The sequence below is a fragment of the bacterium genome (assembly GCA_022616075.1).
GTDB lineage: Bacteria > Acidobacteriota > HRBIN11 > JAKEFK01 > JAKEFK01 > JAKEFK01.
On the sequence record JAKEFK010000385.1, the window covers coordinates 1 to 7,823 of the forward strand.

Annotated in this window: 8 protein-coding genes; 5 read left to right on the forward strand and 3 right to left on the reverse strand. The window is 47.1% G+C overall.

All coding sequences use genetic code 11. The features are described from left to right. The 3 genes from L0156_29735 to L0156_29745 form a co-directional block, all read right to left on the reverse strand. Positions 1-725: Plug and carboxypeptidase regulatory-like domain-containing protein (locus tag L0156_29735; protein ID MCI0607186.1), on the reverse strand; the 725-nt coding region annotated here is incomplete at its 3' end. Positions 726-1,018: 293 nt separating this feature from the next. Next, the gene (locus L0156_29740; GenBank protein MCI0607187.1) at positions 1,019-1,378 is read right to left on the reverse strand and encodes a LytTR family transcriptional regulator; all 360 of its coding nucleotides are present in this window, start codon (positions 1,376-1,378) and stop codon (positions 1,019-1,021) included. A 6-nt stretch (positions 1,379-1,384) separates the two neighbouring features. Next, a complete protein-coding gene (locus tag L0156_29745) occupies positions 1,385-1,897 on the reverse strand; it encodes a hypothetical protein (protein MCI0607188.1) in 513 nt (170 codons plus the stop codon). Between the two features lie 234 nt (positions 1,898-2,131). On the opposite strand from L0156_29745, the gene L0156_29750 reads away from it, so the two are divergent. The 5 genes from L0156_29750 to L0156_29770 form a co-directional block, all read left to right on the forward strand. After that, positions 2,132-4,348, forward strand: a complete 2,217-nt coding sequence (locus tag L0156_29750; GenBank protein MCI0607189.1) for a carbohydrate binding family 9 domain-containing protein — start codon at positions 2,132-2,134, stop codon at positions 4,346-4,348. Between the two features lie 98 nt (positions 4,349-4,446). Further along, entirely contained in the window at positions 4,447-5,061 is a 615-nt protein-coding gene (locus L0156_29755; protein MCI0607190.1) for an MOSC domain-containing protein, read from the forward strand. After that, positions 5,058-5,924, forward strand: coding sequence for an MBL fold metallo-hydrolase (locus tag L0156_29760; protein ID MCI0607191.1), 867 nt, complete (start codon positions 5,058-5,060; stop codon positions 5,922-5,924). The genes L0156_29755 and L0156_29760 overlap by 4 nt, the downstream gene beginning before the upstream one ends. Next, positions 5,906-6,697, forward strand: a complete 792-nt coding sequence (locus L0156_29765; GenBank protein ID MCI0607192.1) for an enoyl-CoA hydratase/isomerase family protein — start codon at positions 5,906-5,908, stop codon at positions 6,695-6,697. The genes L0156_29760 and L0156_29765 overlap by 19 nt, the downstream gene beginning before the upstream one ends. A 148-nt stretch (positions 6,698-6,845) precedes the next feature. Then, a partial coding sequence (locus L0156_29770) for an aminotransferase class I/II-fold pyridoxal phosphate-dependent enzyme (protein MCI0607193.1) occupies positions 6,846-7,823 on the forward strand: 978 nt, incomplete at its 3' end.

Here is a 7,823-nt window from a genome sequence, read left to right on the forward strand (position 1 = left end):
CGCTTGGTAACAAGGTTTACCACAACGCCCTTTGCTCCAACCGATGCATCCATACCACCAGACTGAATCTGGATTTCTTCAAATGCATCAAAGTCGTAGTAAGTCGGCGTCGCGCCGAGTGCGAGAGGATCGGTTGCATTCACGCCATCATAGTTCCAGGCGTTATCTGCAAAGGAAGCACCACGAGCAAAGAAATTGGTCTGCTGTCCTGATTCTGAACCTGCGATGTTTACGCGATCATTATCAACACCTGGGGTCTGTTCGATGATGACCCACGGATCGCGACCGCTCGGAACTTTATCCAAGTATTCCCGGTTGAATGTCGATTCATTCCCTGTTTTCTTGGTGTCGACAACGGGTGTATCCGCCACAACGACAAATTCTTCTGCCAGTGTCGGATTCAACGTGATTTCCAAATTGACCGAACCGCCGATCGTTACGCGCACGTCTTCTTGACGCACTTCTGTGAAGCCTTCAATAGAAAAGATCACAGCATACGTTCCCGGTGGCAGGTTCGCGAACCGGAACGCACCCGTCGGTCCCGATGTAGATGATTGTGATTGAATCGTTTTCGATTCCAGGGAAATGCTGACTCCGGGTAGGGGTACATTTTTCTCATCAACAACTTTGCCGAATATCGATCCTGTTTTAGTTGAAACCTGCGACATTGCAGGAATCGAAACAATGGTGAGAAGAAAAACAATCACCAGTAACTTTAGTTTCATCGTTCCTCCTAAACTACAATTGGTGTTGATTCCTCTCGCAAGTTTCGTACCGATCCTAATTGAGACGATGAAATTTACAATGATCCAGAAATCTGACATCTCTTGCCAGATGCAGAGACGGGTGCTGGCTCGATTGTTGTGTCTTTAGGTACCAAAAAACCGATGAAAGCCCACCTTTGGATATGGAATTCGCGAAAACGGATTGTGATTCGGAAATATGGAATCCAACAATTCCGAAATTCTTTTGAGGTTACAGTAGCGTTTCGGATACTACAGTATTAGTTGTTACGAATCTATTTGTCGGCCGCTATTTTGACTGCGGATTTTTCAATAAAGTGGAATCGATCTTTGTAGTATCTGGTGCAGATCAACTTTGTGCCGTCTTCCAGAATCACATCATAACTTCTGTTCATCCGGAGTTTTAGCTCGCGAATAGTATTCACATTCACGATATAGGAACGATGGATTCTGATGAACTGTTCAGGATCCAACTTGCTTTCGATCGACCGAATTCCAATTCGAATGGAATATTCACTGCTTCGGCAATGCAATAATGTGTTGGGACCTTTTGCTTCAATCCACTGAATTTCATTTCGGTTTAGAAGTAGCCAGCTTTTGTTCGAACGTACAAGAATTCTTTCTGCAAGTTCCATAGCAGGTCACTTTTTACCCCGGCTGAGTTCAATAAACTCCTGGCTTTCCAATGCGTCTCTTAAGAATGTAAAGATCAAGTTGATATGGTTTTCATCCTTGAAATGGATCTCAAACTTGTGCACGTGTCCCACCTTTGGTCCAGCCAGATTGGTAATATCGACTAACTCAAAGTGAACGCTTCGCTTCACTCCATCGATTTTCTTAGCTCTTAACCGCGGCTGATTCCCGGCGGCGCAGAAGTGTGTCATGCGTAAGGTATCTCCGTCCAAATGATAGACGCTTGTCATGACAGGATCCGCTCCAACGATTAGATTCTCTACTACTGCAGACCCGTTTGCCGTAAGCGAGTAAGTTGCGGTCATTTCCCCGCCGCCGGAACGACCCCCGGACCACTTGTAGGAACCTTGCCAGTTGCCAGTTAGAGTTTTCAACCAGTCAAAAGCAGAGTGTGTTTCGGAACAGGCGATAACGCTCCAAAGCAGGAACACCATGGAAATAGCAATCTCAACCTTTTTCATTTTTATCCTCCCAAGGCAGTGGTAACAAACTTCAAACTTACGAGCGCACGTTATAGCTGCCTTGTACGAAATAAACCCAAAATGTAATTCGCTAATGTGTTTTCAATCTTTGGGGATCCAATGGCTGCCATAAGCAACGTTCACTAACTACATAGGACGTTATTTCTTTGCAAGACCTCGTCAAAGTCACTGGCTAATTTACTCGGTGCTGATTCTTGACCGAGGTTTCACTACATGCTTAAAGGTGCCTTGAAACTGACTTTACTTCTCCTATGTTTCTCTTCACCTGCATTGCCCGATTCATTTACAAGGACTGAAATTGAGATTCCCCGGATTCAGGAGCCTCCTCAGTTGGAAGAATTTCTTGACATGGGAAGAAACGCTGAGCTGCGGAAGAATCTGCTGAAGGTGGAAGGATTCCTGCAACGAATTCCTCGTGATGGAGAGCAATCCTCAAGGCTTACAAAGGTTTTTCTTGGTTACGACAGTCAAAACCTCTATGCCGTTTTCATCTGCTTCGAAAAGGACTCAACAAACATTAGAGCTCAAATGCTGAACCGGGGTAGCAGAGGCATTTTTTCGGATGACAGCGTTTCAATCCAACTGGATACTTTTCATGATCAGCGGCGTGCATACGCTTTCGGATCCAATGCCTTTGGTGTTCAGGCTGATGCAATCTGGTTTGAGAATTCGCAAAGTTTTGATCATTCTTTCGATACCGTTTTTGAAACAGAAGGAAGAATTACAAAAGAAGGTTACATTGTTTTTTTCGCGATACCATTCCGGAGTTTGCGTTTCTCTTCCGATTCTGAGCAGACTTGGGGGATTCTTCTAACACGGGATATACCAAATGCCGATGAGGCAACTTTCTGGCCGCGCTACTCAAGCAGGATTCAGGGGAGATTAAACCAGATAGGTATCCTAAGAGGTCTTCGTAATATCTCACCCGGGCGGAATATACAAGTCATACCGTATAGCGCATTTCGTTCGATTCAGGCACTGGATCAGCAAAACTCCACAGATCTCACCGGCGGAATCGATACGAAGCTGATCATCCGGGACAGCCTGGTGATTGATGTTACCGTAAATCCAGATTTCAGTCAGGTGAGCTCGGATGAACCACAGACAACTGTCAACCAGCGATTTGAAGTTCTGTTTGATGAGAAGCGTCCTTTTTTTCTCGAGAACGCCAGCTTTTTTCAGACACCGATCCATCTGCTTTTTACGCGGCGCATCACCGATCCCCAGTTTGGGATACGAGTGAGTGGAAAGATCGGACGTTACAGCATAGGCGCCTTGCTCGCAGACAATGAAGCACCCGCTCAGAATCTCACGGATGGCGAGCATTCAAACTTTCAGATTCTTCGTATCAGCCGTGATATAGCCGAGCAATCCGCGATCGGATTGATTTATACAGGACGCGAAGCTCCAAACAACTTGAATAGAGTCTGGGGACTGGACGGACGGTTCAAGCTACATGGAAACTGGGTAGCAACATTTCAAGGGGTAGCGAGCTCGACAGAACCTCAGGATCAGAATCAGAAGGGTACCGCTTACAAAGTTAATTTTTTGCGGAGCGGAAGACTCTTCAATTACAACGCAGAGTATAACGATGTGAGTCCTGGATTTCTGTCATTGCCTGGATTCGTGAATCGCGTAGATATTCGAGCGTTTGATCAACAAATCGCTTACAGCTTTCGTCCGGAAGGTAAGCATTTGTTTGCCTGGACGCCGCACTGGGATTCTTCATATATCTATGACCACAACAGCACGCGTTTGGACTGGAGTCATTATCCTCGGATTTCGCTTGAACTTGCCGGGCGAACCTTTGTGGAAATGGGATATAAGTTTTCGAGGATCCGGCTACGCCCCAGCGATTTTCCAGCGCTTGCTCAGAATCTTGATTTCTCTACATACTACTATGCGGTTTCATTCACGAGCGAAGTATTCAAACTAGTCAGCATTAACGCCAGTGCCACCCTTGGTACCTCTGTCAACTTCGTTCCGGGTCCAGGCCGCCTTCCTTCGCTTGCCGATTCTATCAGTGGGGTTCTGATGATTACCATTCGCCCTACGCACTCACTTACGATAGATAACATCTACCTTTATAACCGCATTCATGATCCTGTGACTTCCTCGAGTATTTTCAACAACCATATCTTTCGGACCAAATGGAACTATCAGATCAATAAGAAACTGTCTGTAAGAATGATTCTTCAGTACGATGCTCTGCTTACGAACTCTAACTTTACTGAGCTTCGGCCGATCAAAAACTTGAATGCAGATTTCCTTGTGAGCTATATCGTCCATCACGGCACAGCCCTTTTCGCTGGCCTGAACAGCAATCTTCAAGACCTGGATCCGCAATCAATCCCAGGCCTGCAACCGCGTGACTTTATCAACGACCGGAGACAGTTCTTCATCAAGTATTCCCATCTCGTTCGTTTTTGAAACGCGCTTACTTCTTACATCGAATGCTTTTCCTGTGCAAGACGCCAGCACGATTTCTTTCTACACTGATTAAAATCCCATAGGAGAGAAAGAGTTCAGTGAGTATCAAGTACAGACTGGAAGGAGAAGTAGTTGGTGTTTTCATCGGACGAGACCCAATATCCCTGATCACTACGCGAGAACGATCTGCAAGCGTTTCATTTTCGGGCTTTGATGGCAACAGACAGAGCGGTATGACACGATTGTCGGACAGTCGAACGACCCTTTATACGCAGGGAGCTGAGATAAGAAACGATCGACAGGTATCGATCGTTTCAATTGAAGAACTTTCCAAAATCGCCGAAGTCATGGATGTGCCGGAAATCTTGCCTGAGTGGATGGGAGCAAACTTGCTTTTTAGGAATGTTCCAAAACTCACCGAACTACCCCCATCTACGCGGCTATCCTTCTCCCAAGGTGCAGTACTGGTAGTTCAGAAAAAGAACCTTCCCTGCATTCATCCAGGAAGGGTGATTGAGGCTCATTACCCACGCAATGGACTGTATGCATTATTTCGGAAGTCTGGTCTTCACAGAAGAGGTGTTGTCGCATGCGTGGAAAAACCCGGAGTCATCGCCGAAGCAGATCAGGTCATTGTGGAAGTGCCTGAGCAGGTTGTCTACACCTTGGAAAGAGAGCCCTCATTTCGATCTGTGAAACAGGAGAAGTTATGAAAAATAAAGCTCTCAATTGGCAATTGAGCCGTCGCGAGTTTCTTGCTGGGAGTGCGCTGCTGATTCTGGCCTCAAAAACCGCATTAGCAGAGCAGGCGATTGAAAACAAGAATGAAGAGCTCAGAGCGCAGCGACTTGCCTGGGCAGGAGTGAAGCTCGAAAACGCTTCCACGGCTCTTTTCATTGATCCACTGATCAGCGCTGAAGTATGGGGAGATGCTCTCAAACATCCCATCATTCCACTCCAATCCAACGCAACCCGCAGGCATGTGCTAATTACTCATCTTCACAGTGATCATTTTGATGCTGCGGCAGTCAAAACGGTTCTTGCTGAAAACGGTAACCTCATCTGTGCTGCCGAGAGCGCGCCCATTGCTGCATCGCGAGGCTTCCGGGTTTGGGGAGCGAAGCTGTGGGAGCCGATCTTACTCGGAGATTTTGCAATCACTGCAGTGCCTTCGTCCGATGGATACGGCGATAACCAGGTTTCATGGATAGTTTCTGGTGGCGGCAGAAAAATCATCCATTGCGGTGATACGATGTGGCACGGTCTCTGGTGGCAGATCGGGAAGCAGCTAGGCCCTTTTGATGCGGCCTTTCTTCCCATTAATGGCGCGAAGTTTCTTTGGCGAGCTCCTAACAGCAACGTCCCTGCAGTGATGACGCCTGAGCATGCAGTAGCGGCCGGAGTCGTACTCGGCGCCAGGTTGGCCATCCCGATTCATTATGGGGTCTCCGGTGCTGATTCATATGAAGAGCAGCAGGATGCGGAAGCAACCTTCGTGAAGATAGCTAAGACCCGAAATCTTCCGGTTGAAATCGTAAAACCCGGAGAATGGCTGAAATGGAAGGCAAATGTCTGAGTACAGAATGGCGGATCGAAGAAGCGAATTTCATAAGATTGCAGAAGAATGACAGAATTGCAGTTTTGACGCTTAACAAAGGAAAGGTGAATGCACTCAACGGAGATGTGGTTGATCAGTTAAGAGCCCATCTCAAAGCCCTGGAAAATGATCCAGAAATTAGATCGGTCATTCTAACTGGCACCGGCAAGTTCTTCTCTTTCGGGTTTGACATCCCGGAGTTTCTTTCTTTCACAAAAGAAAAGTTTACAGATTACCTGATTAATTTTACTCAGATCTACACCTACCTCTTCCTTTATCCCAAACCAGTTGTAGCCGCACTCAACGGCCATGCTATCGCCGGCGGATGCATGTTAGCCCTGGCCTGTGACTATAGAGTAATGGTCAGCGGAACCGCCAAGATATCGCTCAATGAGATTCGCTTCGGTTCTTCCCTATTTGCGGGAAGCATAGAGATGTTGCGATTTTGGGTTGGTAATGCGACTGCCTCACGTGTAGTTTATTCGGGTTCAATGTACACTTCCGATGAGGCACGGAATATAGGCCTCGTCCATGAGGTGGCACAGGAATCGGAGCTTCTGACGGTTGCACGCAGAGTGGCTTCGGACTTTGGTTCCAGGGACGCTTCTGCCTTCGCGAGCATAAAATCATTGCTCAGAAGAACCGTCGCTCAAGAGATAACGCTCCACGAAGCCGAGTCCATTCGGGAATTCGTGGAAATCTGGTACTCCGAAGCGACATGGAAGAATTTGCAGAATATCAAGATATTCTAACCGCTAAGTGGTCGGAGCATGTTAGGCAAGTCGCTGCTACCTCAAGGTGCGAAACCTCTCTCGCACGCTAGACATTTACATATCTGGTTTTTTCTGTGCAATACAGTGACAGCCAATGGTCATATTGTAGGGCTATAACATTTTGAGAATGAGCGAGAACAAAGAGACGCATTCACTCGGATTTCATACACGCGCCGCCAAGAATTATGTTGACGGTAAGAAAGCGCACCGACCTTTATCAACTCCAATCATGCAAGGAACCATTTTTCAGATGGAGTCCAGCGAATCCCTTGGGGAACTCTTCAGGACAAAAGCTGATACGGTTTATACGCGTTTTGGCAATCCGACCCTTAGCGCAGCAGCAGAGAAAATGGCCACCTTGGAAGGCGCCGAGGCAGCTCTGGTTTTCTCATCGGGAATGGGTGCGATCACAACATCCCTGTTGGCCGTGCTCCGAAGCGGCGACCATGTGGTTGCACAACGAAATATTTTTGCACAAACGTTCACTTTCTTGAATATCTTTGCAAGATCGTTGGGAATCGAAACAGATTTCGTTGATGCTACAAACATGGAAGAGCTTGAACAAGCTGTGCGTCCGACAACTGTTTTACTCTATATTGAAACGCCTTCTAACCCACTTTTAGAGATCGTAGACATCCACGCTATTGCCAGAATGACTCAAGCAAAAGGCATTCTACTTTTTGTTGACAGCACATTCGCCACTCCTTTTCTCCAGAATCCGCTTGTACTGGGCGCTAATCTAGTCTTGCATTCTGGGTCAAAATATATCGGCGGACATGCGGACCTGTTATGTGGTGTTGCTGCCGGTAATTCGTCATTGATTCAAACCATACGTAATGCACAGACACTGTTGGGCAATATACTTGATCCACACGCTGCGTGGGTCCTCCTGCGAGGGATAAAGACCCTGGGCGTCCGCATTGAGCGACAGTGCGAGAATGCCCTTGAGTTGGCGCGTTTTCTTGGGTCCCAAGAAAATGTAATTCAGGTAAATTATCCATGGTTGGAAAGCTCGCCCTTTTGCCAGCTTGCAAGAAGGCAAATGACCGGTGGAGGAGGCATGCTGTCTTTTATGGTTTCTGGTGGTTTAGCCTCAGCTCGTGCC